The organism is Streptomyces lavendulae subsp. lavendulae (assembly GCF_002803845.1).
GTDB classification, from domain to species: Bacteria; Actinomycetota; Actinomycetes; order Streptomycetales; family Streptomycetaceae; genus Streptomyces; species Streptomyces lavendulae.
Genome location: NZ_CP024985.1, coordinates 6,965,764 through 6,992,489, shown reverse-complemented (window position 1 = coordinate 6,992,489; position 26,726 = coordinate 6,965,764). Strand labels below are relative to the sequence as shown.

Genomic DNA, 26,726 nt, shown 5'->3' with positions numbered 1-26,726 from the left:
GCGCACACGCTCGATACCCTTGACACCATGACGTCCCACCAGAACACCCAGACGATGAAGCCCGCGACCGCGGCCAAGAAGCTGGGTGTGTACCTCGAAGCCACCCCCGCCGAGTTCCAGGAGGGTGTGGTTTCCCGCTCCGAGCTGAACGCACTCCAGTCCGAGCCGCCCGCGTGGCTGGTGGAGCTGCGCCGCAACGGCCCGCACCCGCGGCCCGTCGTCGCGGCCAAGCTCGGCGTGTCCATCGCCGGTCTCGCGCGCGGCGGGGTCACCGAGGCCCTGACCACCGAGCAGATCGAGGCCATCAAGCAGGACGACCCCGAGTGGCTGCAGAAGGAGCGCGCCACCCAGGCCGACGTGCGCAAGGAAGCCGTGCGCATCAAGGAGAAGAACGCCCAGAAGGCGCAGAAGCAGGCGGGCGACTCCCAGTAGGCCCCGCGGCCCCGGGAGCCCCGGGGCGCGGGACCCCGGCGGCGCCCGCCGAAAATCCGGTGCCTGGCGGAGCTCCCGCCGCAAGACTGGCCCGATGATCACATCAGATGCCAAGAAGGACCTGCGGACCTACCTCCAGGACGCCCGCGAGGTCCTCCTGTGGAAGCTCGACGGACTGTCCGAGTACGACGTCCGCCGGCCCGTGACCCCGACGGGCACCAATCTGCTGGGCCTGGTCAAGCACGCGGCCGGCGCCGAGGCCCTGTACTTCGGCGCCGCCTTCGGGCGGCCCTTCGCGGCGACGGCTCTGTGGATCACCGGCGACGCAGAACCCAACGCGGACCTGTGGGCCACGGCCGACGAGACCCGCGAGCAGATCACCGGCCTCTACCGCGCGGCCTGCGCGCACGCGGACGAGACGATCGCCGCGCTCGACCTCGACGCCGTGGGCCGGGTGCCCTGGGGGGCCCGCAACGAGGTGACCCTCCACCACAGCCTCGTCCACATGATCGCCGAGACCGACCGGCACGCCGGGCACGCGGACGTCGTACGGGAGCTCATCGACGGGACCACCGGTCTGCGGACCGGGAGCGAGAGCCTGCCGTCGCGCGACGCGGCCTGGTGGGCGGCCCACCGGGCCCGGGTGGAGCGGGCGGCCCGGGAGGCCGGCCGCCTCGACGGCTCGGCGCCCTGAGCACGGCCCGCCGCGCGGCGGCTCAGCCGGGCGGTGCGACCAGCCCCGCCTCGTAGGCCGTGATCACCAGCTGGACCCGGTCCCGGGCGGCCAGTTTGCTGAACAGCCGCGCCACGTGCGCCTTGGCCGTGGCCACGGAGATGAACAGCTCCTCGGCTATCTCGGTGTTCGACAGACCCCGCCCGACCAGGACGAGCACCTCCCGCTCCCGGTCGGTGACCCCCGGGAGCGGGCGCACCGGCCGCGCCACCGCCCCGGCCCCCGCCCCCGGCTGCGGGCTCCGGACGAAGTCCGCGATCAGCCGGCGCGTGACCCCGGGGGCGATCAGGGAGTCCCCGGCGGCCACGACCCGGATGGCGGCGAGGATGTCGTCCAGGGCCATGTCCTTGACCGCGAACCCGCTCGCACCGGCGCGCAGCGCCCCGTAGACGTGCTCGTCCTCGTCGAAGGTGGTCAGGACGAGGATCCTGGGCGCGCCCGGCTGCGCGGTGATCCGCCGGGTGGCCTCGATGCCGTCCATGCCGGGCATCCTGATGTCCATCACCACCACGTCGGGGGCGTGTTCGGCCGCGAGCACGACGGCGTCCGCGCCGGTGCCGGCCTCGGCCACCACCTCCAGATCGGCGGTGTCGGCGATGAGCACGCGCAGCCCGGAGCGCACCAGCGGCTGGTCGTCGACGAGCAGCACGCGTACGGGAGCGGTCATCGGGCCGCCTCCGTCCGCGGGGCGGGCAGCGGCAGTTCGGCCGCCACGCGGAATCCGCCCTCGGGGCGGGGGCCGGCGCTGAAGCGGCCGTGGAGCAGGCTGACCCGTTCGTACATGCCGGTGATGCCGAAGCCGGTCTTCCCGGCGCCCGCGGACATCCCCCGGCCGTCGTCGAGGACCTCCACGCGCAGTTCCTCCGCCGAGAAGTCGAGGCCCACCCGGGCCCGGACACCGCCGCCCGCGTGCCGGACCACGTTCGTCAGCGCCTCCTGCACGATGCGGTACACCGACAGGTCGATGTCCGGCGGGAGGTCGCGCCGCTCGCCCGTGGTGCGTACCTCGACCCGCACCCCGGAGTCGGCCAGCGAGGCCGCGAGGGCGCCGAGGTCGGCCAGGCCGGGCGCGGGCCCCGTCGGGACGTGGCCGGCGCCCTCGTCGGGCTGGGCCCGGCGCAGGGCGACCAGGGTCCGGCGCAGGCCCGCCAGGGTCTCCCGGCTGGTGGCCTCGATGGCGTCGAGGGCCTTCCGCGCCTCGGCCGGCTGGGTCTCGATGACCCGGCTGCCGACCCCCGCCTGGATGGCGATCACGCCGATGCTGTGGGCGACCATGTCGTGCAGCTCCCGGGCTATGCGCAGCCGTTCGGCGGTCAGCGCCTCCGCCACCGCCGACTCGCGCAGCTCCGCGCGGTGTTCGCGGCGCTGGCGCAACAGCAGGCCGGCCATGGCGCAGGCGCCCAGCGTCAGGACGGTGACGAGCAGGTTGCCGGTCAACTCGTACGGGCCGTGGGCGAGGCCCGCGACGGCGGCCGGTTCGAGGAGGGCCACGACGGTTCCGGCGACGGCCACGGCCCGGCGGGTGCGGGTGGCCACGACGACCCCGAAGACGATGGCCACGGGAACGAAGACGAGGTGGCGGTCGGGCGTCAGGTTGCCCCACTGGGCCCCGTAGGCCACGACCGTGGCGGCGGTCAGGGTGAGGCCCAGGGCCGCGAGGGGCCGGCGCCGCAGCAGGCCCACGAGCAGGCTCAGCGCCAGGGTCAGGACGCTCGCCCTCAGCAGTCCGGAGGCGAAGGGGGTCCCGCCGATGAGCAGCAGCGCGGTGAACGCGTAGAGGAGCGCCCCGCCCCAGTCCAGGAGGGCCGATCCGGGTGTGCGGCCCGTCGTCGGGGGCGCGCTCTGCGTTGTTCTGTCCATGCCGCGACAGTAACGGGGGCCTCCCGCCCGGGCATCGGCCCCCGGACGTACGCCCCGGGGCGGGCCCGGCCTGCTGAAACCCGTTCGGCCGTGCGGCGTTAGAAGGGCGGAGCGGCGTGGGCGCACGGGCCCCGCGCCGGTCGGGCCCCTGCCCATACGAGCGCCACGAACGAGTACGAGGAGCGAGATGAACCAGCCCACGCAGGCCGGACCGGGCCGCAGGAGACTGGCGGTCCACTGCCGCAGGATCGCCGAGGACCCGTCCTTCGGGATGGCCGTCTTCGTCGTGATCCTGCTCAACGCGGGACTGATGGGAGCCGAGACCTACAGCGGGCTGGCCGACGCGCACCGCCAGGTCCTGCAGCTGGCGGAGAACGGCTGCCTCACCCTGTTCACCCTGGAGATGCTGCTGCGCCTGGGGGCGTACGCGGACCGGCCGAAAGCATTCTTCCGGGACCCCTGGAACATCTTCGACCTGCTGATCGTCGCCTCGGCCTTCCTGCCGTTCCTGCGCGAGAACACCACCGTGCTGCGGCTGCTGCGGCTGGCCCGCGTGCTGCGCACCGCCCGGTTCCTGCCCCACCTGCGGATCCTGCTGCTGGCCGTCGGGCGGAGCCTGCCGGGCACGGCCAGCTTCCTGTTCGTCGGGGCGCTGGTGCTGTACGTGTACGCGATGGTCGGCTGGGTCTGCTTCGCGCAGTCCGACCCGGGCCACTACGGTTCGATCGGGCGGGCCATGCTCACCCTGTTCCTGCTGACCACCCTGGACGGCCTGACCGATGCCGTCCGCGCCGGTCTGGAGATCTCCCGGTTCAGCATCGTCTACTACGCCTCCTACGCGCTGCTCGCCTCCTTCGTGCTGGTCAACGTCCTGATCGGCGTGGTGCTCAACTCGCTCGACGAGGCGCGCGAGATGGAGGAGGCCGAAGCCCGGGCCCGGGAGCGCGCGGCGAACGACATGGATCCGGCCGACGAGGTCCGGGACCGGATCGTGGCGGCCCGCCTCGCCCTGGACGACCTGGAGGCGAGCCTGTCCCTGATCCCCGCCACGGCTAAGGCCCTCCCGGACCGGGAGCAGGAGCGCCAGCTCGAATCGGCCCGCTAGCCGCTCCCGCCGCCGGGGCCCGACGGGATGTGACGGAAGTCTGACGGACGGCCGCCCGGCCTGGCGTCCGAGCCCCCGGCGGTGGTCGAATCACCGGGTGAGCACGGACACGCGTACGCAGGACCCCGACGGGCACGGTGCCCCCGTCGGGCGGCGGCTCCTCCTCGGCACCGTCGCGGCCGGCGCCGCCGCACTGGTCGCCGCGCCCGTCCTGCGCCGGGGCCTGGAGGCCGGGCTGGGGGCGGCGGCCGACCGGGATCCGACCGGCCTGACCGGGCTGCTGCCGAACGGCGGCGGGTTCCGGTACTACTCGGTGGCCGCGTCCGTGCCGGAGCGCGGACCGGCCGACTACCGGCTGCGCGTCGACGGCCTGGTGGAGCGGCCGATGACGTACGACCTGGCCGCGCTGCGCGGGATGCCGCAGACCCGGGTGGTCCGCGACGTGCAGTGCGTGACCGGCTGGCGGGTCCCCGGCACCTCCTTCGAGGGCGTCCCGGTGATGCGGCTGCTCGACGCGGCGGGGGTGCGGCCCGAGGGCCGGGCCATCCGGTTCACCTGCTTCGACGGGACGTACACGGAGAGCCTCACCCTCCCGCAGGCACGGCGCGACGACGTCATGGTGGCGCTGAGCATGCAGGACCGGCCGCTGGAGCACGGCCACGGCGGGCCGGCCCGGCTGTACGTGGCGCCGATGTACTTCTACAAGTCGGCGAAGTGGCTCTCGGGCATCACCGTGACCCGCGAGGCCGAACCCGGCTACTGGGAGGAGCTCGGCTATGACGTGGACGCCTGGGTCGGCCGGTCGAACGGACGCGACGATGCCCCGACCGTCTGAGGCCCGGCCGTCCGGGGCCCGGCCCTCCGCGCAGGTGCGGCGGTTCACCCCGGCCGAACGCTGGGTGCACCGGGCCACGGCAGCCCTGATGGGGGTCTGCCTGGTCACCGCCGGCTGCCTGTACCTGCCGCCGCTCGCCGAGCTGGTCGGGCGCCGGCGCCTGGTGGTCACGGTGCACGAGTGGGCCGGTCTGGCGCTGCCCGTACCCGTCCTGCTGGGGCTCGCCTCACGCGCCTTCCGGGCCGACCTGCGGGTGCTGAACCGCTTCGGCCCGCACGACGGGGTCTGGCTGCGCTCCGCGCTGCGCCGCCGGGGACCGCGCCCGGCCGGGAAGTTCAACGCCGGGCAGAAGCTCTGGGCGGCCTGGCTCACCGGGGCGGTGCTGGTGATGCTGGGCACCGGGCTGCTGATGTGGTTCACCCGGCTCGCGCCGCTGCTGTGGCGGACCGGAGCCACCTTCGTCCACGACTGGCTGGCCCTGGCGCTGGGGGTCGTACTGGCCGGGCACATCGGCAAGGCCCTGGGCGACCCGGAGGCCCGGCGCGGGATGCGCACCGGTTTCGTCGGGCGGTGGTGGGCCGACTCCGCGCATCCGCTGTGGCGGCCCGGGGACTGAGCCCCCGCCGGTCGGGCGGGGGCCGGTCCGGGCGGCCTGCGGTCAGCCGCCGTCGCGGACGGCGACGATGCCGTTGAACACGCCGACGTAGGCGGTGCCGTCGGGGCCGAGGGTGATCGGCGCCCAGTTGTTGTCGTACAGCGGACCGGTTCCGGTCAGCTGCCGCCAGCGGCGCTCACCGGTGCGGAAGTCCACCGCGGTGAGGTACCAGGCGTCGATGCCCCAGAAGTTGGGCTCCTTCTCGTAGAAGTAGAGCAGCCCGTTGCCGGTGGAGAGCTTGGGGACGACGGAGGGCGAGCGGATCGCGCTCTGCCACACCGTGTCGCAGCCGCTGCCGTCGGCGCGGACGTCGATGCGGCTGACGCCGCCGGTGACCGACTTGCCGAGGAGCAGGGAGGTGGGGTTCTCGTAGCCGTAGTTGTTCTCGACGACGATGCTGTTGCCCCAGGTGATCAGGGAGTTGTCGGTGGTCGAGGCGCCGGAGCCGAAGACGGGCACCTTGCAGACCAGCCGCTGGTCCGCGGGGACGTCCGCGCCCCGCTTGTAGACCAGGACGTTCATCCGGTCGTCGGCGTTGTCGGTGATGGCGACGTAGCCGTTGCCGAAGAGGTCCGGGGTGGTGCCCGAACCCTGGTTCACGGAGCCGGGCTTGGTGCCGGTCCCGCGGTCGTACGTCTGGCGCCACTGCGCCTCGGGGGTGCCGTCGGCGGTGGCGCGGAAGCTGTAGAGCGCGTGGTCGGTGACGATGGAGACCCCGTCCTCGGCGACCGAGAAGGAGTTCTGGATCTCCTCGCCCTCCAGGCGGATCGACCGGATCGTGCCCGTGCCCGGGTCGACGGTGCCGACGCGGCCCTGGCGGGTGACCCACCAGATGCGGCCGTTCCAGTCGGGCATGACGGAGGTGACCGGGTCACAGGTGCCGCTGGGCCACAGGTTGGTCCAGCTGACGCAGTCGTGGGGCACCCGGCCGGTGAGGTCCCAGTCGTTCTCGACGGTGAACTTCCAGCTGCCGTCGGGGTTCTGGCTGTGCGCGAGGCGCAGGACGTGCTGGCGGGAGTCGGCCAGCACGGCGCGGTCCTGGTTGTCCAGGTAGAAGTAGGCGCCGCCGGAGGTGTCCTTGAAGATCTTCGCGAAGTCGAGGGAGGTGATCGCCTCGACCGTGGAAGAACGCTGCGGGAGCTGGTACTCCGCGAGCGTGGCGAGCGTACGGGGCTCCAGGAGCTTGACCTTGAAGCCGGAGAAGGTGCCGCAGACGGTGACGAGCCGGCCGCCCGCGTCGAAGGTGGCGGTGGCGCACTCACCGCCGAGCGCGGCGATCTTCTCGCTGGTGACCTGCGGGTTCTTGCCGAGCGGGCCGGACCAGGGAGAGGTGGCGCTGCCGGCCGCGTCGGAGTGCATGCCGCTGCGGCCGTTGGGCGCGAGGAAGGGGTGCTGCGGCGGGGCTTCGCCCGGCAGCGGGGCCGCGGTGGCGGGTGCTCCCTCGTAGTGGCTGACCAGGCGGTGGCCGGGGGCCTGGGGGATCTCGTCGGCCTGGGCCGGGGAGATCCCGCCGATCACCGTCAGGGCGGCGATGGCGGGGACCACGGCGCAGTTCAGCGCTCTTCGGAACATCCGGTCATCCTCCTTGTTCCACAGTGTTGTTGACATTGCGTCTGACATCGCGCCGCCGCCAGACGCTAGATCGCACTGTCCGAGGAGTCCATGGAAGAACCGGATGATTCACGAAGGCGCAACAGTTGATCAACTGTCCGCGATGTCGCCCCAGTGGACCGTACGGTCGCACCACCGGCCGAGCAGCACCGGATCGTGTCCCACCGCGAGCAGACCGGCCCCCGTCTCCCTCCGGTACTCCTCCACCACCGCCACCAGGGCCGCCGTGGTGGAGGCGTCGAGCATCGCGGTCATCTCGTCGCAGACCAGCCAGCGCGGCCGCAGCACCAGCGCGCGGGCCAGGCAGGCGCGTTGCAGCTGGCCGTCGCTGACCTCGTGGGGGCGCCGGGCGAGCAGGTCCGGGCCGAGGCCGACCCGCTCGGCCGGCTCGGCGACGGCCTCCTGCGCCCCACGCCGGCGACCCGTGGCCCGCAGTGGCTCCGCGATGAGGTCGCGCAGCCTCAGGCGGGGGTCCGCGGAGAGCCTGGGCTGCTGGAAGACGACGCCGACCTCGGTGCGCAGGGAACGCGGGGCCCGGTGCCGGAAGCCGGTGACGGTGCGGCCGCCGAGGACCACCGTCCCCCGGTCGGGCCGGTGCAGCAGGGCGGCGACCCGGGCCAGGGTGGACTTGCCGCAGCCGCTGGGCCCGACCAGGCCGAGGGCCTCGCCGGGTCGCAGCGCGAGGTGCGCGTCGCGCACGACGGGGCGGCGGGGGTCGTAGCCGGCGGTGATGCCCTGGAGCTCAAGCACGGTGGCAGGCCACCCCTTCGGTCAGCGGGGGCCGCACGGCCCGGCAGGTGGCGTCGGCGAGGGCGCAGCGGGCGGCGAAGGCGCAGCCGGGCGGCAGGTCGCCGAGTTCGGGCGGGGCTCCGGGGATCGGGGTGAAGGCGCGTTCGGGGAGGGCGTCGAGCAGGCCGCGGGCGTAGGGGTGGCGGGGGCCGGGTGCGCCGAAGAAGGCGTCGGCGGGGGCGATCTCCACGATCCGGCCCGCGTACATGACGGCGACGGTGTCGGCGACGCGGCGTGCCGCGGCCAGGTCGTGGGTGATCATCAGCAGGGCCCGGCCGGCGTCCCTGGTGTGGGCGCGCAGTTCGTCGACGGTGCGGTCGACGAGGTCGCGGTCGAGGCCGGTGGTCGGCTCGTCGGCGAGGAGCAGGGGGGCGTCCCCGACGAGCGCGAGCGCGGTGGCGGCGCGCTGGGCGAGGCCGCCGGAGAGTTCGTGGGGGTGGTGGTCGAGGTGGTCGGCGGGGAAGGCGGCCCGCGCGGCGGCGCTCTCGCCGGCCGCGCGCAGCCGCGCCTTCCCGCCCTTCGGGGCGAGCAGTTCCCGGACGGTCTCCTGGAGCTGGGAGCGGACGGTGCGCACCGGGGTGAGGTGCGCGGCGGGGCTCTGCGGGACCAGGCCCACGCGTCGGCCGCGGACGGTGCGGGCCAGGGTCCGCTCGTCGGCGGCGAGCAGGTCGAGGCCGTCGGCGAGCAGGGCCGATCCGGCGGTCTCGGCGTTGCCGGGGAGCAGGCCGAGGAGCGCGGAGGCGAGGACGGACTTGCCGCAGCCGCTCTCGCCGACGAGGGCGAGGCAGCTGCCGGAGCCCAGTTCGAAGGCCGCGTCGGTGACGGCCTCGACGTGGCGGCCGCCGCGCATCCGGAAGCGGACGTGGAGTCCCGCGACGCGCAGGACGGGGGGTGCCTGCCCGGCGGGCGGCGGTGCGGGGTGCGGGGTCACAGGGTCAGCTCCGAACGGCGCCGGGGGTCGAGCCGGTCGCGCCAGGCGCCGGCGAGCCCGGCGAGGGCCAGGGTGGGGACGATGAGCAGCAGCCCGGGGAAGAGGGTGGGCCACCAGTCGCCGGCCAGGAGGGAGCCGCGCGCGTCCTGGACGAGGGTGCCGAGGCTGGCCTGGCGGGCGGGCAGGCCGAGGCCGAGGAAGGAGAGGGCGGACTCGTGCCACATGGCGTGCGGGATCATCAGCACCGCGGCCAGCCCGGCCCGGGGCAGCACCCCGGGCACCAGGTGGCGTACGGCGACCCGCCACCGCGAGGCGCCGCCGGAGACGGCCGCGTCCACGTACGGGCGCCCGCGCAGGGAGAGCACCTCGGCGCGCACGATCCGGGCGGTGGACAGCCAGTGGGTCAGCGCCACGGACACCACCACGGGCCAGACGCCGGGCCGGAACAGGGCCACGACGAAGATGCCGAGCAGCAGGTGCGGGACCGAGGAGAGCGCGTCGACGCCGCGCATGACGAGCCGGTCGGTCCAGCCGCCCAGCGCCCCGGCGGCCGCGCCCACCGCCGTGCCGACCACGGTCGCGGCGAGCGCCGCCACCAGGCCGACCAGCAGGGAGACGCGCAGCCCGTAGACGCAGCGCAGCAGCAGGTCGCGGCCCACGTCGTCGGTGCCGAAGGGGTGCTGCCAGGATGGCGGCAGCAGCTTGGCGGAGAGGTCGACGGCCTGCTGGTCGAGGTGGGCCAGCGGGGGCACCAGCAGGACGGCCAGGGCGAGCAGGGCCAGTACGGCGGCCGAGGCGCGCAGCCGCAGGGCGTGTGTGGAGCGGCGGTCGGGCCCGTGGCGGCGCCACCGCACGGGAGCCGCCGGGGCGTCGGGAAGGCCGGTGGTCTCAGACCGGTCAGGGAGGTCAGCCATCGAAGCCCACCCTCGGGTCCGCCAGTCCGTACAGCAGGTCGGACAGCAGGTTCCCGGCCAGCACCGCGGCGGTGGCCAGCACGGTCAGGGCGGCCAGCAGCGGGAAGTCCACCGAGGTGGCCGCCTGAACGGTGGCGGCGGCGATGCCGGGCCAGCTGAACACGGTCTCCACCAGCAGGGCTCCGGTGATCAGCTCCGGCACCCGGGAGCCGATGAGGGTGAGCACGGGGAGCATCCCGGAGCGCAGAGCGTGGCCCAGCAGGACCCGTCGCTCGGACAGGCCCCGCGCGCGGGCCCCGCGTACGGGGTCCTCCTCCAGCGCGTCGGCCACGCCCTGGCGCACGTAGAGGTAGAACCACGGCAGTTGGGAGAGGGCGAGGACCAGTACGGGCAGCACCAGGTGCGGGGCGACCTGCCCGGCGGTGACCGTGTCGGCGGCGGCGTCGGTGAGTCCGCCGGACGGCAGTGCGCCGAGGCGGACCGCGAACAGCCAGACGGCCAGCAGTCCGAGCCAGAAGGCGGGGGCCGCCTCCAGGACGTAGGCGAGGGCGGTGGCGGCGCGGTCGAGGAGGCCGCCCCGGCGGCGGGCGGCGAGCACGCCGAGGACCGTGGCCGGCAGCAGGGCCGCGACGAAGGCGCAACAGGCGAGCATGGCCGACCAGCCCACGCGTCCGGCGATGACGTCGGCGACGGGCTGGCGCAGGACGGCGGAGATGCCGAGGTCTCCGGTGAGCGCCGAGGTGAGCCAGTCCCACCAGCGCGCGGTGAACGGCCGGTCCACGCCGAGGTTGGCGCGCAGCTGGTCGAGTTCGGCCTGGGATGCGGTCAGGCCCGCGGTGCCGGCGTAGGCCTTGACGGGGTCGAAGGGGGACAGGGCGGCGACGGCGAAGACGCCGAAGGTGACGAGGAGCAGGACGGGGGCGGCGAACAGGGTCCGCCGCCCCGCCATGCGCGCCATCGGCCCCCAGGGGAGGCGGCGGGTCACTTCTGCTTGGGCTTCCAGTGCTCGACGTTCCACCAGGGGCCGGAGCCGAGGCCGTGGTCGTGCGGTTCGACCTGCGTGCCGGGGCCGTCCCACCGGTCGTTCACGACGTAGAGGTGGTCGATGTGGGTGAGGAAGACGTAGCCGGGGTTCTTGACCAGCTCGCGCTGCACGGTGTCGTACGCGGCCTTGCGGACGGCCGGGTCGCCGCTCCTGCGGGCGTCGGTCAGCGCCCGGTCGACCACCGGGTTGTCGTACCGGGCCATGTTGTTGAAGCCGTCGCCCGCGAGGGAGGAGGTCAGCAGCAGGTACTGGTCGAAGTCGGGGTCGGCCGGGGATCCGCCGCCGGCGAGGACGGCGTCGGTCTTCATCCGGGGTTCGATGACCTCCCAGGTCCCGGCCTCGGTCGTGACCTCGACGCCCGCCTTGCGGGCGTCGGAGGCGAAGGCCAGCGCGTGGTCCTGGCGGATCTTGTCGCCGGTGGTGTACCAGAGCGGGAAGGATGCGCGGACCCCGTCCTTGACGCGGACGCCGTCCTCGCCGGGCTTCCAGCCGGCGTCGTCGAGGATCCGCTTCGCCCGGCCGAGGTCGTACGCGCGTTCCGTGCCGGGCGTGAACCAGGGGCTGTCCGTGGGCACCGGGCCGTAGGCGGCCTTGCCCGCGCCGTCCAGGAGCTTGTCGACCATGGTCGCGCGGTCGACGGCGACGTCCAGGGCCTGCCGGACGGCCGGGTCGCCGGTGACGGGGTGCTGCGTCGGGAGGGTGACGTTGCGGTAGTCGAAGGTCTTCGCGGCGAACGTCCTGCGCGTGCGGTCCCCGGCGAAGCCCTCGGCCAGGTTCGGGGGCAGGACCGCGGCGTCCAGTTCGCCCGAGCGCAGCCGGGTGGCGCGCACGTCGTCGTCCTTGATCACGGCCATCGTGAACTTCTTCACGGCGGGCTCGCCGCCCCAGTAGGACGGGTTGGCCCTGAAGGAGATCTTCTCGCCCTTGGACCAGCCGGTGAGCACGTACGGTCCGGTGCCGACGGGCCGGGTGCCGAACCCGCCGCCGTTGACGTCCTGCTTCCCGGCGACGTGCTGCGGGGCGATGGGCAGGACGGTGCGTTCGGCGAAGGGGGCGTAGGGGTACTTCAGGGTGAAGACGACCCGGTCCGGGCCCTGGGCGGTGACGCTCTCGATCGCGTCGAGTTCGGTCTTGGAGGCGTTGTTCGTCGCCGGGTCCAGGATGGTCCGGTAGGTGAACTCGACGTCGGCGGCCGTGAAGGGCTCCCCGTCGCTGAACTTCACGCCCTGGCGCAGCCGGTACGTGTACGTGCGGCCGTCGGCGGAGACCTCGGGCAGGGCCTCGGCGAGGGCGGGCCTGAGCTTCATGTCCGCGTCGTGGGTGAGCAGCCCGTCGAAGATCTTGGAGTTGCCGTCCTTGCCGTAGCCCAGCAGCGGGCTGAGGGTCTGCGGCTCGGTCGCGATGCCGACCACGGCGGAATCGGCCGGCCGGGCCGGCCCCGAGGGGTTCGCGCAGGCCGTCACGCCCGTGATGAGTGCGGTGGCGAGCGCGGCTCCGGCCGCTCCCCGTACTGTCCGGGCCGTCATGCTGTGCACATCCCTGTTTACGGTCATCTGTTATTGCAAAGAGATCGCAATAATGTCAGACGGGTTCAGAAGAAGACGAATCCGGCCACACCACCCGCCTCCGGCACCCTGTGCCACACCCGGCCACCACCCGCCCGCAGCGCGGGTCTTGCCCGGCCGGCGCCGCGCGTGCCATATATGTCTAGACCTTTACGAGGTCACCGTGGCAAGGAAGCGCAGGAAGGCCCCCCGTGCGACGCACCGCTCCCCCGCACCCCCTCCCCCTGGCCCTCGCGCTCTGCCTCGCGGCCGGCGCGCTGGCCGGGTGCGGCGGCTCCGGCGACACCCGCCCCCCGCACGCGCCCGCCGGGCTCACCGCACGGGCGGGCAGCGCCACTTCGGTCCACGTGATGTGGGAGTCGGCCCCGCCCGCCGACGGGGTCACCGGCTACCAGGTCTTCCAGGCCGGACAGCTGGTCAAGGAGCTGCCGGCCGACCGGACGATGGTGGACGTGACGGGGCTCGCCCCGCGGACGGCCTACGACTTCACCGTCCGCGCCCGGGACGCCGCCGGGAACCGCTCCGCCCCCAGCGCGCCCGTACGGGCCACCACTCCCGAGGCACGGCCCGAGGACCGCGTGCCCCCCACCGCCCCGCCCGCCACCACCGGCCGCGCCGAGGGCCCCCGGACCGTCCGGCTCGACTGGACCCCGGCCACGGACGACACGGGCGTGACGGCGTACGACGTCTACCAGGGCGGCGTCCGCATCCACACGGCCGGCGCCGCCGAGCGGGGCACCGCGCTGACCGGCCTGCAGCCGGGCACCGCCTACTCCTTCACCGTCCGGGCCCGCGACGGGGCCGACAACTCCTCGCCCGACGGCCCCGCCGTCGCCGTGACCACCCCGGCCGACCCCGGCCAGGCCCCGGACACCGCGCCCGGCGCCTTCACCGCGACCCCCTCCCCCGGCTCGGTCGACCTGGGCTGGAACCCTCCGGACACGGGCCGCCCGACGGCCGAGTACGAGCTCTACGTCAACGACCGGCCCGTCACCGTCATCCAGTTCGGGGCCGGAGCCGTACCGGTGGGCCGGGCCTCCTACCGGCTGAGCACGGCCGAACCGGCCGGGACGGCCTGGACCCTGAAACTCCGGGCCCGTCTGCCCGACGGCAACTGGGGGGCCTTCTGCGAGGAGCGCCGGATCACCCTCGCGGGCTGAGGCGGCCGCCGGCGGCGGGCCCGCCGTCACCCGCACGGCGCACGGCGATCCGAAGCGAACGGCCGTGCCGCGAAAGAAGATCGCGCACAATACATCCGTGTTCGGTGAGTACTCGGTCAACGACAATCAGGCAGACTCCGCGGGCGCGGGCCCTGCGCCAGACTCTGGCGCCGTGCCGGGAAATCTGCCGCCTGACGTGGCGAGCTTCATCGGTCGGGAGGGTGAACTAACCCTGCTCGACCGCGTGTTGAGCGAACGAAGACTGATCACCCTGACAGGGGTGGGCGGCGTGGGCAAGTCCCGCCTCGCCCGGCGCGCCGTCGGCCGGGCCGCGGCCCGCCGCGACGGGGTCTGGTGGGTGCAGCTCTCGCCGCTGCGCGACCCCCGGCTGCTCACCACCACCGTGGCCCACGCCGTCGGTCTCGCCGACCACTCGTCCCAGCCCCTCGACGAGGAACTGTGCGCGTGGATGGCCGACAAGGAGATCCTCCTCGTCCTCGACACGTGCGAACACCTCGTCTCCGAGGTCCGGCACCTGGCGGGCGAACTCCTGCAGTCCGCACCGGGCCTGACGGTGCTGACCACCTCCCGGGAGCGGCTGGGATCCCCCGGCGAACGGGTCGTCGAGGTCCGCCCGCTGCCCTCCGAGGGCCCCGACAGCGACGCCCTGGCCCTCTTCCGGGCCCGCGCCCTGGCCGCCGCCCCGGAGGCCGCCGCCGCCGTCTTCGCCGACCCGGACCGTACCCGTACCGCGGCCGAGGTCTGCCGCCGCCTGGACGGCATCCCGCTCGCCCTGGAACTGGCGGGCGCCCGGCTGCGGCTCTGGACCCTGGAACAGGTGGCGCAGCGTCTGGGCGCCCGCTTCGAGGTGCTCGCCGACACCCGGGCCGCGCACCTGCCCCGCCACCAGACCATGCGCACCGCGATCGGGTGGAGCCACGAGCTGTGCAAGCCCGTGGAGCGGCTGCTGTGGTCCCGGCTGTCGGTGTTCACCGGGGACTTCGACGTGGCCGCCGCCCGGGCCGTGTGCTCCGGCGGGCCGCTGGCCCCGGGGCGGGTGGAACGGGTGCTGGAGGGGCTGGTCGCCAAGTCCGTCGTGCGCCGTTCCCAGGAACGGGGTGCGGGCGCCCGCTACCTGATGCTGGACACGATCCGCGAGTTCGGCCACGACTGGCTGGCGGAGCTGGGCGAGGTGCGGGCCGTCGCCGACCGGCACGCCCACTGGTACGCCGCGCTGTCCCTGGCCGCCGACGAGGGCTGGATGGGGCCGGGCCAGGTGGACTGGTACCGCAGGATGACCGCCGAGCACGCGCAGCTGCGCACCGCCCTGGAGCACCTGCTCGCCGCCGACCCGGCCGCGGCCCTGGAGATGGCCGGCGCCCTGTGGTTCTTCTGGTTCGCCTGCGGCCACGTCCACGAGGGCCGCCGCTTCCTGGAACGGGCCCTGGACGGGGCCCCGCCCGGGGACGCCGCCCGGGCCCAGGGGCTGTGGGCCCTCGGCCTGACGATGCTGCTCCAGGGCGACATGGGCCCCGCCAGGGAGACCGGCCTGCGGTGCGCCCGCGCGGCCGCCCCGCTCGACGACCCGGAGCCGGAGCTGCGCGCCGCCTACCTGCGGGCCGTGTCGGTCCTGATGCCGGGCGACCCGACGACGGCGATCGCGCTGGCCGGACCCCGGGCACGGGCGGGCCACGGCGGCCACACCAGCGGCACGGGCTGGCTGCTGTGCCGGCTGGCCACCGGATACGCCCTGTGCGACCTCGGGCGCTACGAGGAGGCCGCCGAGGAGGCCCGCGGGCTGCGGGAGTCCTGCGCGGAGCTGGGCGAGCGCTGGCTGCGGGCCTACGCGGACTACATCCTGGCCGTCGCGGCGCTGGGGCTGGGCCAGCACGGGGAGGCGGCCCGGCACGTGCGGGCGATGCTCTCCGGGAAGCGGCTGCTCGGCGACCGCTTCGGCATCGCACTGGGCCTGGACGTGCTCGCGGCCGCGGTGGCGGCCCTGGGCGACGGGGAGCTGGCCGCGCGGCTGCTCGGCACCGGCCACGCCTGGTGGCGCACGGTCGGCCGGCCCCAGATGGGCTCGCCCTCGCTGACGGCCCTGCGGGACCGGGGCGAACGGCAGGCGCGGGCCGCGATCGGCGACGCGGCGTACGAGACCGCGTTCCTGGGCGGTACGGAGGCGTCCACCGGCTGATGCTCTTCCGGTGGACGCCGTAATGCCGGGGCTCCCGTCAGTACGGGAGGGGTCTGCCCGACGGGGTGCGCAGATCCAGGTCTCGGGGGGCGGGCTTGGGGACGGGCTTGCGGATCAGCTGCTGGCGCATGCTGCCTCCTCGCTCAGACCAGGGCCGGCCGACGGGGTTCCACCGTCCGGCCTTCGGGGAGCAGTTCACCGGTGTCGTCGAACACCACCACGCCGTTGCAGAGCAGGCTCCAGCCCTGTTCGGGATGGGAGGCCACGACGCGCGCGGCCTCGTGGTCGGCGCTGTCGGCGGGCGGGCAGGGGGGCTGGTGGGAGCACATGGCGCACCTCCTCGCAGTGTGGGGCGGGAGGGCCGGTGGTCACCCGGTCGAATCCGCGATCCACGGTGGCGGTGAGTATTACTGATCGCCACCCCCGGACGGAACCCATATTCGAGGTCCAGTTCAGGGTGTGTATGCCCGCTTACCATGCGCTCATGCCCGTCATCCGGATCATTCGCAGCAGTCCGCTCTCACCGGCCGAGGCCTGGAGGCGGGTGACGGACTGGGAACGCCACGGCGCGCAGGTCCCGCTGACCCGGACGATCATCCGGACGCCGCCGCCGACGCGCGCCGGAACCCGCTTCACGGCGCGCACCGGAGTGGCCGGAATCACCTTCGACGACCCGATGGAGGTCGTGCGCTGGGAGCCGCCCCGGCTGGTCCGGCTCGAAAAGCGCGGCCGGGCGGTGACGGGCTGGGCCGAGATCGAGGTCCGCCCGGGCCCCGGCGGGGGCTCGGAGGTCCTCTGGCGGGAGGAGGTCCGGGTGCGGGGCCTGCCCCGGCTCCTGGACCCCCTGACGGCCCGCGTCGGCCACGCCCTGTTCGCCCGCGCCCTCACCCGCCTCCTGCACGACTGAACCCCGGCCGCGCGCTCGCCCGCGTCAGACGCGAGCGGGCGCGGCTGAGCCCCGCCCGGGGCCTGGGGCCCGCAGCTGAGCCCCGCCCGGGGCCCGGGGCCCGCACGCGGCGGGCCCGGCCCCAAGGGCCCTCACGCCACCCTCGGCGGGGGCGCCCACGGGGGCCCGCACACCACCGCGCCACGGGCGCACGGGTGCCGCCCTGCGGCCCCGTACCGCCGCGGCTAGCGGATCGGCATGCCGGAGATCGTCCGCGCGATCACCAGGCGCTGGATCTCGCTCGTCCCCTCGAAGATCGTGTAGATGGCCGCGTCGCGGTGCATCCGCTCCACCGGGTACTCCCGGGTGAAGCCGTTGCCGCCGAGGATCTGCACCGCCTGCGCGGTGACCTTCTTGGCCACCTCGCTCGCGTACAGCTTCGACATCGAGCCCTCCGCCGCGGTGAACGGCTTGCCCGCGACCGCCATCCACGAGGCGCGCCACACCAGCAGCCTGGCCGCGTCGATCTGCGTGCGCATGTCCGCGAGCTGGAAGGCCACGCCCTGGTTGTCGATGATCGGGCGGCCGAACTGGGTGCGGGTCCTGGCGTAGTCGAGGGCGACCTCGTAGGCGGCGCGGGCCGTGCCGACCGCCATCGCCCCGACCGCGGGACGGGAGGCCTCGAAGGTGGCCATCGCGGCGTTCTTCACCCGCTCGCCGCCGCCCGCCGCCGCCCGCTCGCGGGCCCGCGCGAGGCGCTCGTCGAGCTTCTCCTTGCCGCCGAGCAGGCAGGACCCGGGCACCCGTACGTCCTCCAGGACCACTTCCGCGGTGTGCGAGGCGCGGATGCCGTGCTTCTTGAACTTCTGGCCCTGCGAGAGGCCGGGCGTGCCCGGCGGCACGATGAAGGAGGCGTGCCCCTTGGTGCCGAGCTCCGGGTCGACCACGGCGACGACGATGTGGACGTTGGCTATGCCGCCGTTGGTCGCCCAGGTCTTGGTGCCGTTGAGCACCCACTCGTCCTTGGCCTGGTCGTACACGGCCCGGGTGCGCATGGCGCCGACGTCGGATCCGGCGTCCGGCTCGGAGGAGCAGAAGGCGGCGACCTTCACGTCGTCCGGGGTGCCGTACATCTGCGGGATCCAGGTGCCGATCTGCTCCTCGGTGCCGTTGGCGACGACGCCGATGGCCGCGAGTCCGGTGCCCACGATCGACAGGGCGATGCCCGCGTCGCCCCAGAAGAGCTCCTCCATGGCCATCGGGACGCCGAGGCCGGTGGGGTCGAAGAACTGCTGGGCGTAGAAGTCCAGGGAGTAGATGCCGACCTTGGCGGCCTCCTGGATGACGGGCCACGGAGTCTCTTCGCGCTCGTCCCATTCCGCGGCCGCGGGCCTGATCACGTCCGCGGCGAAGCCGTGGATCCAGTCCCGGACCTGCTTCTGGTCGTCGTTGAGCTCCATGGTGAACTCCGCCATGTCCCCTCCAGCTGTCTCACACCGCAACCGGCAGACCCACACACGTGAGTTACTGCGGGTAACCCGAACAATGGCCACAGTCTGTTACCGGCCGGTAAGCACTGTCAAGCGACGCCGATTCGATCGCGAGGGTGTGCGGGGTGTTACGTTGCGTGGGCGTCACGCACCATCGCAAGGGCGGGGAGAGAAACACGTCATGCACACCACTGCGCAGGCCGGTGAGCCGGGAGCGGCCGAACGCCGTCGGCGGGAGCTTCTGGAGGCGGCGGACCGCGTCGTGCTGAGGGACGGCCCCAAGGCCTCGATGAACGCCATCGCCGCCGAGGCGGGCATCACGAAGCCCATCCTCTACCGGCACTTCGGTGACAAGGCAGGGCTCTACCAGGCCCTCGCGGTCCGGCACACCGACGCCCTGCTGGACTCGCTGCGGGCCGCCCTCGACGCCCCCGCCGAGCGGCGCCGCCGGGTCGAGGCCACCCTGGACACCTATCTCGCCGCCATCGAGGCCCGGCCCCAGGTCTACCGCTTCCTGATGCACCCGGCCGAGGACTCGCAGAGCACCGAGCGCGGCTTCGACGTCGGCCTGCACTCGGCCCCGCTGCTGCGCCGCCTCGGCGAGGAACTGGCCCAGGTCATCGGCGAGCGGGTCGACCTCGGACCGGGCGGCGAGCGCACGGCCCGGATCTGGGGCCACGGCATCGTCGGCATGATGCACGCGGCCGGGGACTGGTGGCTCGGCGAGCGCCCCTGCGGCCGGGCCGAGCTCGTGGCCGGGCTCACGGACCTGCTCTGGGGCCGTCTCGCCACCGCGGGCAACCGCGTGGACGGCCCCGGGTTCTAGTCCCTGTCGTCGCCGGCGGGGCCCCACGGCGCCTTGCGGATGGCCCGGCGCAGCCGGCGGGCGCGCAGCCCTGTCACCCGGTCCGCGTACACGGTGCCGTCGAGGTGGTCGCACTCGTGCTGGAGGCACCGGGCGAAGAACCCGGTGCCCTCGATCCGTACCGGGGACCCGTCCGAGGTCACGCCCTCGACGACCGCCCGGTCGAAGCGTACGGTGCCCGCCTCCAGGCCCGGCAGGGACAGACAGCCCTCCGGTCCGCGGAACTCGTCCCCGTCGGCGAGGACCAGACGCGGATTGACGACGTGGCCGACGTGGCGGACGTCATCGTCGTCGGGGCAGTCGTAGACGAAGACCCGCTGCCCCACGCCGACCTGGTTCGCGGCGAGGCCGACGCCCTGGGCGGCGTACATCGTGGCGAACATGTCCTCGATGAGACGGTCGAGTTCGGGGCCGAAGGCGGTGACCTCCGCGCAGGCGGAACGGAGCACCGGATCACCCAGCAGGCTCATGGTGCGGACGAGTCCGGTGGTACCGGGGATGAGGCGCTGTCGCATGGCCGTAAGGGTACGACGGGCGAATATATGAGGAGATCCGCGGCGGCCCGGGGGCGCCGCGGTCAAGGCTCCGGCCGGTACTGGATAGGCTGGGGCCGACCGACGCAAGGAGGACAAGGGACGATGGCAGGCAACACGGAGCCGCTTTCGCCGCGGGCCAAGCTGGCCGTGACGGCGGGCAAGGCCGCGGCGGCGGTGTCGCGGGCCGCGGGACGCGGAAGCGGATCGGTGATCGGTGGCAAGGTCGCACTCAGGCTGGACCCCGATCTTCTCGGCGCGCTGGCGCAGCATCTCGATGTCGTCCTCGTCTCCGCGACGAACGGCAAGACCACGACGACCCGGCTGATCGCGGAGGCCCTGCGGGCCAGCGGTCCGGTCGTCTCGAACGCGCTGGGCGCCAACATGCCGGCGGGCATCACCTCCGCCCTGGCCGGCGGCTCGGACGCCAAGTACGGCGTCATCGAAGTCGATGAGAAGTACCTGGCCGGGGTGGCCCGGGACGTCACCCCCAAGGTGATCGCCCTGCTGAACCTCTCCCGCGACCAGCTGGACCGCGCGGCCGAGACCCGCATGCTCGCCGAGAAGTGGCGCGAGGGCCTCCAGGGCTCCAAGGCCGTCATCGTGGCGAACTGCGACGACCCGCTGATCGTGTGGTCGGCGTCGTCCTCGCAGAACGTGGTGTGGGTGGCGGCCGGCCAGGAGTGGAAGGACGACGCCTGGTCGTGCCCCTCCTGCGGTGGCGTCATGCAGCGGCCGGGCGACGACTGGTTCTGCGGCGAGTGCGGCTTCCGCCGCCCCACCCCGAGCTGGGTGCTCTCGGGCGACCACGTGCTCGACCCGCACGGCAGCGCCTGGCCGATCCACCTCCAGCTGCCGGGCCGCGCGAACAAGGCCAACGCCGCCACCTCGGCCGCCGTGGCCGCCGTGTTCGGCGTGCCCCCGCAGGTCGCGCTGGAGCGGATGTACCAGGTCCAGGCCGTGGCCGGACGGTACGACGTGGTGAACTTCATGGGCCGCGAGCTGCGGCTGCTGCTGGCGAAGAACCCGGCGGGCTGGCTCGAAACGTTTTCGCTGATCGACCCGCCGCCCACGCCGGTGATCCTTTCGGTGAACGCGCGCGGCGCCGACGGCACGGACACGTCCTGGCTGTGGGACGTGGACTACCCGCGCCTCGCGGGGCACCCGATCTTCGTGATCGGCGACCGCAAGCTGGACCTCGCGGTCCGCCTGGAAGTGGCCGGTCTGGACTTCCGGGTCTGCGAGACCCTCGACGAGGCCGTGCAGCTGGCGCCGCCCGGTCAGATCGAGCTGATCGCCAACTACACCGCCTTCCAGGACGTGCGCCGCCGCGTCGGCAACTAGCACCCCGTCAGAACCGCAGAGGACAAGAGCATGAGCGACAACAGCCTGCGTCTGGTGTGGGTCTACCCGGACCTGCTCAGCACGTACGGAGACCAGGGCAACGCCCTCGTGGTGGAGCGCCGGGCACGCCAGCGCGGCCTGGACGTCCAGCGCGTGGACGTGCGCAGCGACCAGCCGATCCCCACCTCGGGCGACATCTACCTGATCGGCGGCGGCGAGGACCGGCCGCAGCGGCTGGCCGCGGAGCGGCTGCTGCGCGACGGCGGCCTGGAGCGCGCCGTCTCGAACGGGGCGATCGTCTTCTCCGTGTGCGCCGGGTACCAGATCCTCGGCAAGGAGTTCGTCAACGACATGGGCCAGCGCCAGGAGGGGCTGGGCCTGCTGGACGTCGTGACCGTGCGCGGCGAGGGCGAGCGGTGCGTCGGCGACGTGCTGGCGGACATCGACCCGCGGCTGAACCTGCCGCCGCTGACGGGCTTCGAGAACCACCAGGGCGTCACGCACCTGGGGCCGACGGCCAAGCCCTTCGCCCGGACCCGGCTGGGCCGCGGCAACGGTACGGGCGACGGCACCGAGGGCGCGTACAGCGACACCGTCTTCGGCACGTACATGCACGGCCCCGTGATGGCGCGCAACCCGCTGATCGCGGACCTGCTGCTGAAGCTGGCCCTCGACGTGAACGCGCTGCCGCCCCTGGACGACCGCTGGTACGAGGCCCTGCGCAACGAGCGGATCGCGGCGGCCACGCAGCCCGCGTAGCCCGCCCGGCGCCTCCCGCACCGTCCGTCGGCCCGGATCCCCCAGGGGGTCCGGGCCGACGTCCGTTCGTACGATTGTTCTGACCAGCATGTGGAGGATGGTTCAGTCCACCGGGAATCCGCTTGTAGGCTGGCGGGTAGTTCCAACCGGACGACGTGGTCCGGTCGTCGGCCCACGTTGCAAAGGTTCTTCCTGCCATGCGCATTGGTGTGCTCACTTCCGGCGGCGACTGCCCCGGCCTCAATGCCGTCATCCGTTCCGTCGTGCACCGCGCCGTGGTCGACCACGGCGACGAGGTCATCGGCTTCCACGACGGCTGGCGCGGCCTGCTGGAGTGCGACTACCGCAAGCTCGACCTCGACGCCGTGGGCGGCATCCTGGCCCGCGGCGGCACCATCCTCGGCTCCTCCCGCGTCCAGCCCGCGCACCTGCGCGACGGCGTGGAGCGGGCCCGCGGGCACGTCGCGGACCTCGGCCTGGACGCGATCATCCCGATCGGCGGCGAGGGCACCCTGAAGGCCGCCAACCTGCTCGCGCAGGGCGGGCTGCCGATCGTCGGCGTGCCGAAGACCATCGACAACGACATCGCCTCGACGGACGTCACCTTCGGCTTCGACACGGCCGTGGGCGTCGCCACCGAGGCCCTGGACCGGCTGAAGACCACCGCCGAGTCCCACCAGCGCGTGATGGTCGTGGAGGTCATGGGCCGCCACACCGGCTGGATCGCCCTGCACTCGGGCATGGCGGCGGGCGCGCACGCGATCGTCGTGCCGGAGCGCCCCTTCGACATCGAGGAGCTGACGGCGATCGTCGGCGAGCGCTTCTCGGCGGGCAAGCGGTTCGCGATCGTCGTGGTCGCCGAGGGCGCCAAGCCCGCTCCGGGCTCCTCGATGGCCGTCGAGGAGGGCGGTACGGACATGTACGGCCACGAGCGGTTCGCCGGCATCGGCAACCGGCTCGCCGTCGAGCTGGAGGCCCGGCTCGGCAAGGAGGCCCGCCCGGTCATCCTCGGCCACGTCCAGCGCGGCGGCACCCCCACCGCCTACGACCGCGTCCTCGCCACCCGCTTCGGCTGGCACGCGGTGGAGGCGGCGCACCGGGGCCAGTTCGGGATGCTGACGGCGCTGCGCGGCACCGACATCGTGATGGTGCCGCTGGCGGAGGCCACGTCGACCCTGAAGACGGTCCCGGCGGACCGGTACGAAGAGGCACAGAACGTCCTGTGATGTTTCCCCCCTGCTGAGTGCCGCCCCCGGACGCGATCGCGTCCGGGGGCGGCACTACTGTGGTGGAGCGCCACAGTCAAGGGAGTGAACAGATGGATCACAGCGGTCACGGCATGAGCATGGACATGGATATGGACATGAACATGGACCTGCCGCCGTTCACCCTGGGGCGGGGGCTGGAGTTCTCCTTCGACGCCTTCTTCCTGTTCGGCTCCCTGATCGGGCTCGCCCTGTACGGGTGGGGCGTGCTGCGCCTGCGCCGGCGCGGGGACGCCTGGCCGGTGGGCCGGACGATCGGCTTCGTGACGGGCGTGCTGAGCGTGGCGCTGGTGATGTGCACCAAGCTGAACGACTACGGCATGGTCATGTTCAGCGTCCACATGGTCCAGCACATGGTGATCAGCATGATCAGCCCGATCCTGCTGCTGCTGGGCGCGCCGGTCACGCTGGCGCTGCGCGCGCTGCCGCCCGCCGCCCGCGGCACCAAGGGCCCGCGCGAGCTGCTCCTGATGCTGCTGCACAGCCGGTACATGCGGATCGTCACGCACCCGGCCTTCACCATCCCGATGTTCATCGCCAGCCTCTACGGCCTGTACTTCACCCCGCTCTTCGACTTCCTGATGGAGTCGAAAACCGGCCACATCGCGATGATGGTCCACTTCCTCGCGGTCGGCCTGATCTTCTTCTGGCCGATCATGGGCGTGGACCCGGGCCCGCACCGCCCCGGCTACGTGATGCGGATGCTGGAGCTCTTCGCGGGCATGCCCTTCCACGCCTTCTTCGGGATCGCCCTGATGATGGCGAGCGAGCCGATGATCGGGACGTACCGGAACCCGCCGGCCTCCCTCGGCGTCGACGCCCTGCTCGACCAGCAGTGGGGCGGCGGCATCGCCTGGGCGTTCAGCGAGATCCCCTCGGTGCTGGTGCTGATCGCGCTGGTCTACCAGTGGTACCACTCGGAGCAGCGGGCGGCGAAGCGCTCGGACCGGGCCGAGGAGCGCAACGGCGACCAGGAGCTGGAGGCGTACAACGCGTACCTCGCCTCGCTCCAAGGGCGCGGCCAGTAGCGCTCGGGCCGTCCCAGGCGCCACCATGGGGCATGACCGGATCCGTTAAGGCGATGGCGGTGACGACCTTCGCCGCCCTGGTGGCCGTCTCCGCGTACTCCGTGGCGCTCGGCAGCAACGGCTGGCTGTGGTTCGGCTGGGTGGTGCTGGGCCTGCTGACCCTGGGGATGGCCGCCGCCGGCAGCGCCTGAGCGGGCCGCGTACGCCTCGCTCCCGGCCGGCCGCGGGGCGACCGTCGGGCGAAGGGAAGCACCGGGTGTTCTACCACTTGCTCAAGCACGTGCTGCTCGGACCGCTGCTGCGGATGCTGTTCCGGCCGCGGATCGAGGGGCTGGAGAACATCCCCGCGGAGGGGGCGGCGATCGTCGCGGGCAACCACCTGTCCTTCTCCGACCATTTCCTGATGCCCGCGATCCTGAAGCGCAGGATCACCTTCCTGGCGAAGGCCGAGTACTTCACCGGGCCGGGCCTCAAGGGCAGGCTGACCGCCGCGTTCTTCCGCAGCGCCGGCCAGATCCCGGTGGACCGCTCCGGCAAGGACGCCGGTCAGGCGGCCCTGCGCGAGGGGCTCGGGGTGCTCGCCCGGGGCGAGCTGCTCGGGATCTACCCGGAGGGCACGCGCTCGCACGACGGGCGGCTCTACAAGGGCAAGGTCGGGGTGGCGGCGATGGCGCTCGGCGCCGGGGTGCCGGTGGTGCCGTGCGCGATGGTCGGCACCTTCGAGATCCAGCCGCCCGGACGGAGGATCCCGAAGATCCGGCGGGTGACGATCCGCTTCGGCGCCCCGATGGAGTTCTCCCGCTACGCGGGCATGGAGCGGGAGCGGGCCGTCCTGCGCGCCGTCACGGACGAGATCATGTACGCGATCCTGGGCCTCTCGGGCCAGGAGTACGTGGACCGGTACGCCGCCGAGGTCAAGGCCGAGGAGGAGGAGAAGCGGAAGAAGGCCCGGCGCGGACCGCGCTGAGCCTTCTCCCTGGTCACTTCTCCGTCACTTCACCGGGTCCTCAACGGACGGCCGGGAGCTCCTCACGCGCCACGAGCGCGTCGGCCGGGGCCTGGGCGAGCGACTTGGCGGCGGCCGGGGCCGGCGCCACCGGGGTGGCGTGCGGACCGCACTTGACGTCCTGCGCGTCGACCTTGCCGGTGAGCAGGTAGGCGTCCACGCGGGTGTTGATGCAGGGGTTGACCAGGCTGGTCACACCGTGCGAGCCGGCGTTCTGCTCGGTGATCAGGCGCGAACCGGCCAGGCGGCGGTGCAGCTCGACACCACCCTCGTACGGGGTGGCCGCGTCACGCTCGGACTGGACGATCAGGACCGGCGCGATGCCGCGCTTGGCACCGACCTCGATCGGGGTGCTCTGCTTGGACTTCCAGGTCGCGCAGGGCAGGTTCATCCAGGCGTTCGACCAGGTCAGGAACGGGTACTTCTTGTGGAGCGCGGTGTTGTCGCGGTCCCACTTGGCCCAGCTGGTCGGCCACTTGGCGTCGGCGCACTCGACCGCGGTGTAGACGGCGTTGCCGTTCTCCGCGGAGATGTTGCCCGCGGTGTCGGACATGTCGGGGGCGACGGCGTCGATCAGCGGCTTCTCGTCACCGGCGGCCCAGGCGCTGAACGCCTGCGCGACCGGCACCCAGGAGGAGTCGTAGTACGGCGCCTTCTGGAAGAAGCCGAGCAGCTCGTTCGGACCGGCCACGCCGCCGAGCGGGTTGGCCTTGGCCTTGCCGCGCAGCTCCAGCCACTTGGCCTCGACCTTGGCGCGGGTGTCACCGAGGTGGAAGGAGGCGTCGTTCTTGGCGACCCAGTCCTCCCAGTCGTTCCAGCGCATCTGGAAGGCGACGTCCTGCTCCAGGTTGGCCTGGTACCAGATGTTGTCCTGCTTGGGGTTGACCACGCTGTCGACGATCATGCGGCGCACGTGGGACGGGAAGAGGGTCGCGTAGACCCCGCCCAGGTAGGTGCCGTAGGAGACGCCGAGGTAGTTCAGCTTCTGCTCACCGAGGGCGGCCCGGATCACGTCCAGGTCGCGCGCGGTGTTGGTGGTGGTCATGTGCGGCAGCATCTCGCCGCTGCGCTCCTTGCAGCCGTCCGCGTACTCGGCGGCGAGCTTGCGCTGGGCGCGCTTGTCGGCCTCGTTGGAGGGGACCGGGTCGGCCTTGGGGGCCTTGACGAACTCCTGCGGGTCGATGCAGGAGATCGGCGCGGAGTGGCCGACGCCGCGGGGGTCGAAGCCCACGAAGTCGTAGGCCTTCGAGGTGTTGACCCACAGCGGGCTCTTGTTGGTGATCCGGAGCGGGAAGCGCATGCCGGAGCCGCCCGGGCCGCCCGGGTTGTAGACGAGCGCGCCCTGGCGCTCCTCCTTGGTACCGGTGCTCACGGCGCGGTCGACCGCGAGGTCGATGGTCTTGCCGAAGGGCTTGGTGTAGTCGAGCGGGACCTTCACCCAGCCGCACTGGACCGGCTTCGCGAAGCCCCAGTCGGCAGGACAGTCCTTCCAGTCGATGCCGGCGCGCGCGGCGCGGGCGGCGGCGATCTGGGCGCCGACCGCTTCCGCGGCCCCGTTGTCCCGGCCGGCCGAAGCCGCCGAGGCGGACGGCGCGAGCAGCAGGCCTGCCGCAAGTGCGCCGGTGATCAGAGTGGCAGCGCTCCCCAGCGCCGCAGTACGTATCACGTGGTTGTTCCCCCTGCTCATGTGCCGCCGTGGGCGGCCGGATTCGGTCGAGTTC

27 protein-coding genes are annotated in these 26,726 nt (G+C 73.3%); 15 read left to right on the top strand and 12 right to left on the bottom strand.

What is annotated here, in order from left to right; translation table 11 throughout:
• Positions 1-27: 27 nt before the first annotated feature.
• Both SLAV_RS31350 and SLAV_RS31345 read left to right on the top strand, forming a co-directional pair.
• Positions 28-432 carry a DUF5997 family protein gene (locus SLAV_RS31350; RefSeq protein WP_100661041.1) on the top strand — a complete coding sequence of 135 codons (405 nt, stop codon included), beginning with the start codon at positions 28-30 and terminating at the stop codon, positions 430-432.
• A gap of 94 nt (positions 433-526) precedes the next feature.
• Positions 527-1,126, top strand: coding sequence for a DinB family protein (locus SLAV_RS31345; RefSeq protein ID WP_100661040.1), 600 nt, complete (start codon positions 527-529; stop codon positions 1,124-1,126).
• Positions 1,127-1,148: 22 nt separating this feature from the next.
• On the opposite strand, the gene SLAV_RS31340 is transcribed toward SLAV_RS31345, so the two are convergent.
• Together SLAV_RS31340 and SLAV_RS31335 are read right to left on the bottom strand one after the other, a co-directional pair.
• Positions 1,149-1,832, bottom strand: coding sequence for a response regulator (locus SLAV_RS31340; RefSeq protein WP_100661039.1), 684 nt, complete (start codon positions 1,830-1,832; stop codon positions 1,149-1,151).
• Positions 1,829-3,025 (bottom strand): sensor histidine kinase, encoded by a 1,197-nt coding sequence (locus tag SLAV_RS31335; RefSeq protein WP_100661038.1) that lies wholly within the window; start codon positions 3,023-3,025, stop codon positions 1,829-1,831. The genes SLAV_RS31340 and SLAV_RS31335 overlap by 4 nt, the downstream gene beginning before the upstream one ends.
• Before the next feature lie 187 nt (positions 3,026-3,212).
• Here SLAV_RS31335 and SLAV_RS31330 point away from each other — a divergent pair, with 187 nt between their 5' ends.
• The 3 genes from SLAV_RS31330 to SLAV_RS31320 all read left to right on the top strand — a co-directional run bounded on the left by SLAV_RS31330 (position 3,213) and on the right by SLAV_RS31320 (position 5,581).
• On the top strand, positions 3,213-4,130 hold the full coding sequence (locus SLAV_RS31330) for an ion transporter (protein WP_100661037.1): 918 nt from the start codon (positions 3,213-3,215) through the stop codon (positions 4,128-4,130).
• A 97-nt stretch (positions 4,131-4,227) separates the two neighbouring features.
• Positions 4,228-4,965 carry a molybdopterin-dependent oxidoreductase gene (locus SLAV_RS31325; protein ID WP_208754740.1) on the top strand — a complete coding sequence of 246 codons (738 nt, stop codon included), beginning with the start codon at positions 4,228-4,230 and terminating at the stop codon, positions 4,963-4,965.
• Positions 4,949-5,581, top strand: a complete 633-nt coding sequence (locus tag SLAV_RS31320) for a cytochrome b/b6 domain-containing protein (RefSeq protein ID WP_100661035.1) — start codon at positions 4,949-4,951, stop codon at positions 5,579-5,581. Before SLAV_RS31325 ends, SLAV_RS31320 begins: the two co-directional genes overlap by 17 nt.
• Positions 5,582-5,623: 42 nt before the next feature.
• Here the strand turns inward: SLAV_RS31320 and SLAV_RS31315 are convergent, their stop codons facing one another.
• The 6 genes from SLAV_RS31315 to SLAV_RS31290 all read right to left on the bottom strand — a co-directional run bounded on the left by SLAV_RS31315 (position 5,624) and on the right by SLAV_RS31290 (position 12,436).
• Positions 5,624-7,192: a hypothetical protein gene (locus SLAV_RS31315; RefSeq protein WP_100661034.1), complete on the bottom strand. Its 1,569-nt coding sequence runs from the start codon at positions 7,190-7,192 to the stop codon at positions 5,624-5,626.
• A gap of 129 nt (positions 7,193-7,321) precedes the next feature.
• The gene (locus SLAV_RS31310) at positions 7,322-7,981 is read right to left on the bottom strand and encodes an ABC transporter ATP-binding protein (RefSeq protein WP_100661033.1); all 660 of its coding nucleotides are present in this window, start codon (positions 7,979-7,981) and stop codon (positions 7,322-7,324) included.
• Positions 7,974-8,870, bottom strand: a complete 897-nt coding sequence (locus tag SLAV_RS31305) for an ABC transporter ATP-binding protein (protein WP_100661327.1) — start codon at positions 8,868-8,870, stop codon at positions 7,974-7,976. Before SLAV_RS31305 ends, SLAV_RS31310 begins: the two co-directional genes overlap by 8 nt.
• 77 nt (positions 8,871-8,947) lie before the next feature.
• Positions 8,948-9,865 (bottom strand): ABC transporter permease, encoded by a 918-nt coding sequence (locus SLAV_RS31300; protein WP_100661032.1) that lies wholly within the window; start codon positions 9,863-9,865, stop codon positions 8,948-8,950.
• The gene (locus tag SLAV_RS31295; protein WP_100661031.1) at positions 9,858-10,850 is read right to left on the bottom strand and encodes an ABC transporter permease; all 993 of its coding nucleotides are present in this window, start codon (positions 10,848-10,850) and stop codon (positions 9,858-9,860) included. Before SLAV_RS31295 ends, SLAV_RS31300 begins: the two co-directional genes overlap by 8 nt.
• Positions 10,847-12,436, bottom strand: a complete 1,590-nt coding sequence (locus SLAV_RS31290) for an ABC transporter substrate-binding protein (RefSeq protein ID WP_100661030.1) — start codon at positions 12,434-12,436, stop codon at positions 10,847-10,849. Before SLAV_RS31290 ends, SLAV_RS31295 begins: the two co-directional genes overlap by 4 nt.
• A 230-nt stretch (positions 12,437-12,666) precedes the next feature.
• Here SLAV_RS31290 and SLAV_RS31285 point away from each other — a divergent pair, with 230 nt between their 5' ends.
• Complete coding sequence (locus tag SLAV_RS31285; protein WP_244225247.1) at positions 12,667-13,635, top strand: fibronectin type III domain-containing protein; 969 nt, start codon at positions 12,667-12,669, stop codon at positions 13,633-13,635.
• A 244-nt stretch (positions 13,636-13,879) separates the two neighbouring features.
• Positions 13,880-15,829, top strand: coding sequence for an ATP-binding protein (locus SLAV_RS31280; RefSeq protein ID WP_272493867.1), 1,950 nt, complete (start codon positions 13,880-13,882; stop codon positions 15,827-15,829).
• 143 nt (positions 15,830-15,972) lie between these two features.
• On the opposite strand, the gene SLAV_RS31275 is transcribed toward SLAV_RS31280, so the two are convergent.
• The gene (locus SLAV_RS31275) at positions 15,973-16,158 is read right to left on the bottom strand and encodes a DUF5999 family protein (protein ID WP_100661028.1); all 186 of its coding nucleotides are present in this window, start codon (positions 16,156-16,158) and stop codon (positions 15,973-15,975) included.
• Between the two features lie 155 nt (positions 16,159-16,313).
• Between SLAV_RS31275 and SLAV_RS31270 the strand changes: the two genes are divergently transcribed.
• On the top strand, positions 16,314-16,736 hold the full coding sequence (locus SLAV_RS31270; RefSeq protein ID WP_100661325.1) for an SRPBCC family protein: 423 nt from the start codon (positions 16,314-16,316) through the stop codon (positions 16,734-16,736).
• 224 nt (positions 16,737-16,960) lie between these two features.
• On the opposite strand, the gene SLAV_RS31265 is transcribed toward SLAV_RS31270, so the two are convergent.
• Positions 16,961-18,190 (bottom strand): acyl-CoA dehydrogenase family protein, encoded by a 1,230-nt coding sequence (locus SLAV_RS31265; RefSeq protein ID WP_100661027.1) that lies wholly within the window; start codon positions 18,188-18,190, stop codon positions 16,961-16,963.
• A gap of 196 nt (positions 18,191-18,386) precedes the next feature.
• Here SLAV_RS31265 and SLAV_RS31260 point away from each other — a divergent pair, with 196 nt between their 5' ends.
• Complete coding sequence (locus SLAV_RS31260; protein WP_100661026.1) at positions 18,387-19,031, top strand: TetR/AcrR family transcriptional regulator; 645 nt, start codon at positions 18,387-18,389, stop codon at positions 19,029-19,031.
• On the opposite strand, the gene def is transcribed toward SLAV_RS31260, so the two are convergent.
• Positions 19,028-19,585: a peptide deformylase gene (gene def, locus SLAV_RS31255; protein ID WP_100661025.1), complete on the bottom strand. Its 558-nt coding sequence runs from the start codon at positions 19,583-19,585 to the stop codon at positions 19,028-19,030. The two genes, SLAV_RS31260 and def, sit on opposite strands and share 4 nt — an antisense overlap.
• Before the next feature lie 123 nt (positions 19,586-19,708).
• On the opposite strand from def, the gene SLAV_RS31250 reads away from it, so the two are divergent.
• The 6 genes from SLAV_RS31250 (at position 19,709) to SLAV_RS31230 (ending at position 24,966) form a co-directional block, all read left to right on the top strand.
• The gene (locus tag SLAV_RS31250) at positions 19,709-20,947 is read left to right on the top strand and encodes a MurT ligase domain-containing protein (RefSeq protein ID WP_100661024.1); all 1,239 of its coding nucleotides are present in this window, start codon (positions 19,709-19,711) and stop codon (positions 20,945-20,947) included.
• Between the two features lie 30 nt (positions 20,948-20,977).
• The gene (locus tag SLAV_RS31245; protein WP_100661023.1) at positions 20,978-21,706 is read left to right on the top strand and encodes a type 1 glutamine amidotransferase; all 729 of its coding nucleotides are present in this window, start codon (positions 20,978-20,980) and stop codon (positions 21,704-21,706) included.
• A gap of 197 nt (positions 21,707-21,903) precedes the next feature.
• Positions 21,904-22,932, top strand: a complete 1,029-nt coding sequence (locus SLAV_RS31240; RefSeq protein ID WP_100661022.1) for a 6-phosphofructokinase — start codon at positions 21,904-21,906, stop codon at positions 22,930-22,932.
• A gap of 92 nt (positions 22,933-23,024) precedes the next feature.
• Positions 23,025-23,999 (top strand): cytochrome c oxidase assembly protein, encoded by a 975-nt coding sequence (locus SLAV_RS31235; protein ID WP_100661021.1) that lies wholly within the window; start codon positions 23,025-23,027, stop codon positions 23,997-23,999.
• 32 nt (positions 24,000-24,031) lie between these two features.
• Positions 24,032-24,190 carry a hypothetical protein gene (locus SLAV_RS41625; protein WP_167456808.1) on the top strand — a complete coding sequence of 53 codons (159 nt, stop codon included), beginning with the start codon at positions 24,032-24,034 and terminating at the stop codon, positions 24,188-24,190.
• 65 nt (positions 24,191-24,255) lie between these two features.
• On the top strand, positions 24,256-24,966 hold the full coding sequence (locus SLAV_RS31230; RefSeq protein WP_100661020.1) for a lysophospholipid acyltransferase family protein: 711 nt from the start codon (positions 24,256-24,258) through the stop codon (positions 24,964-24,966).
• 40 nt (positions 24,967-25,006) lie between these two features.
• Here SLAV_RS31230 and SLAV_RS31225 read toward each other — a convergent pair whose 3' ends face one another.
• Positions 25,007-26,671 carry an alpha/beta hydrolase gene (locus SLAV_RS31225; protein WP_167456807.1) on the bottom strand — a complete coding sequence of 555 codons (1,665 nt, stop codon included), beginning with the start codon at positions 26,669-26,671 and terminating at the stop codon, positions 25,007-25,009.
• Between the last annotated feature and the right edge of the window lie 55 nt (positions 26,672-26,726).